This window comes from Streptococcus oralis, from assembly GCF_023110435.1.
In the GTDB taxonomy this organism is placed as follows: Bacteria; Bacillota; Bacilli; order Lactobacillales; family Streptococcaceae; genus Streptococcus; species Streptococcus oralis_CF.
Window position 1 is genome coordinate 1 of sequence record NZ_JALDWB010000013.1, and the last position, 1,396, is coordinate 1,396.

Here is a 1,396-nt window from a genome sequence, read left to right on the forward strand (position 1 = left end):
GGAAGCTAACACATCTAGCAGATAATCTCAGTGCTTTCGCGAAGAATCTAGACGGTAGTGTGGATGATGTGATGGAATTGGGAGGTAAGAAAACTCCTAGACTAGGAGGTCAAACTGGAGGTGGGCTAGGAACATCGCAAACTAAACATTGGATAGAAGATGCTAGTGAGATCTTGAAAGATGGAAGTCATCTGGATGGAAAAGTTCCGAAACCTAATGTTGTATATGAGGCTGGAGAGCATAGCTATCTTTACCGTACTGATGAGGTGGGGCGTATTGATCGGGCGTATGCCGAAGATTTACAACTAAAACTCCATGAAGGTAGATTACCTCATAATTCGAATACTCCAGATAAAGAAATCGGGGATCATGCAGGACATATATTCGGCGATCTATTTGGTGGATCACCTGAGTTAGATAACCTTGTTTCACAAGCTAAAGATGTCAACTTAAAAGAATACCGTCGTATTGAACGTGATTGGGCAGATGCTTTAAAATCAAACCCACCAAAGAAAGTTGAAGTAGACGTTAAAATTAACTACGAGGGCTCTTCAATGAGACCAACTAGCTTTGAAGTTAATTATAAGATTGATGGGAAAAAATATAACGAAATAATTCCAAATATAAACAGATAAAGAGAGAATAATATGACACAATTTGAAGATAAATTTATGGAAATCCAGATTGATATGGTTTCGTTAGCAATGGAATATGTGCAAAATCAAGCAGATAAAATATTTATTTATTGCGTTGCTGATGGTTTTTATAGATTTGATGTTTTTTTTAAATCTAATAATCATTATCTGGATAGAGATGAGATTTCGGATTACCTACCTAATAAAATAGATAGTTCGGATGAAATTCAGTTTAGTCTATTAAGAATTGGTGCACAAGATATAAAAAGAATGGTTAAGCTTTGCCAAGAATACAATCGCGAACATCCAACTGAAATGTGGTTGATTTATGATGCTCAGAAAAACAGTCTTGATAGTCGCTATAGCTATGAAGGACGTTATGACAAGGATGAAGAATTGCTTCCACGTCTAGAGTTTGAAAAATGGTTTGAGGAAGTAAAAGAAAATCAGCTATAATATTTTTGATATTGGCACTTAATATTCATTTAAGTGCCTTTTCACAAATGAGAAGCTTCTAAAGCAATGGATCACTATTCTAAAATGCTCAACAAAGTGAATGAAGTTGGCGACCTATATCGGCGTGCCAATAGTGAAATTTTAAGTATGATGGGACAGTGGCTCCAACAAGATGCTCAGTTGAGAGATGATTTTCTAAATGGTCTTTCTTCTAATCCTACTCTGGTACAAAACTTAGAAACTCTGGGAATGATTCCGCGAGGTGACCAATGACCAAAGACGTAGAACTTCATTCATCGACCTGG

General features: G+C 36.5%; 3 protein-coding genes. All 3 read left to right on the plus strand.

The features are described from left to right. A partial coding sequence (locus M1F97_RS09090) for a DNA/RNA non-specific endonuclease (RefSeq protein WP_247944879.1) occupies nt 1–635 on the plus strand: 635 nt, incomplete at its 5' end. 12 nt (nt 636–647) lie between these two features. Then, nucleotides 648–1,091 (plus strand): hypothetical protein, encoded by a 444-nt coding sequence (locus tag M1F97_RS09095; RefSeq protein ID WP_169447410.1) that lies wholly within the window; start codon nt 648–650, stop codon nt 1,089–1,091. A gap of 66 nt (nt 1,092–1,157) precedes the next feature. Further along, nucleotides 1,158–1,364 carry a hypothetical protein gene (locus M1F97_RS09100; RefSeq protein ID WP_240956809.1) on the plus strand — a complete coding sequence of 69 codons (207 nt, stop codon included), beginning with the start codon at nt 1,158–1,160 and terminating at the stop codon, nt 1,362–1,364. Nucleotides 1,365–1,396: the final 32 nt, after the last annotated feature.

Excerpts from the sequence above, each read along its gene's own strand:
- M1F97_RS09100 (WP_240956809.1), top strand. The coding sequence starts at position 1,158 with ATGGATCACTATTCTAAAATGCTCAACAAAGTGAATGAAGTTGGCGAC.
- M1F97_RS09095 (WP_169447410.1), top strand. The coding sequence starts at position 648 with ATGACACAATTTGAAGATAAATTTATGGAAATCCAGATTGATATGGTT.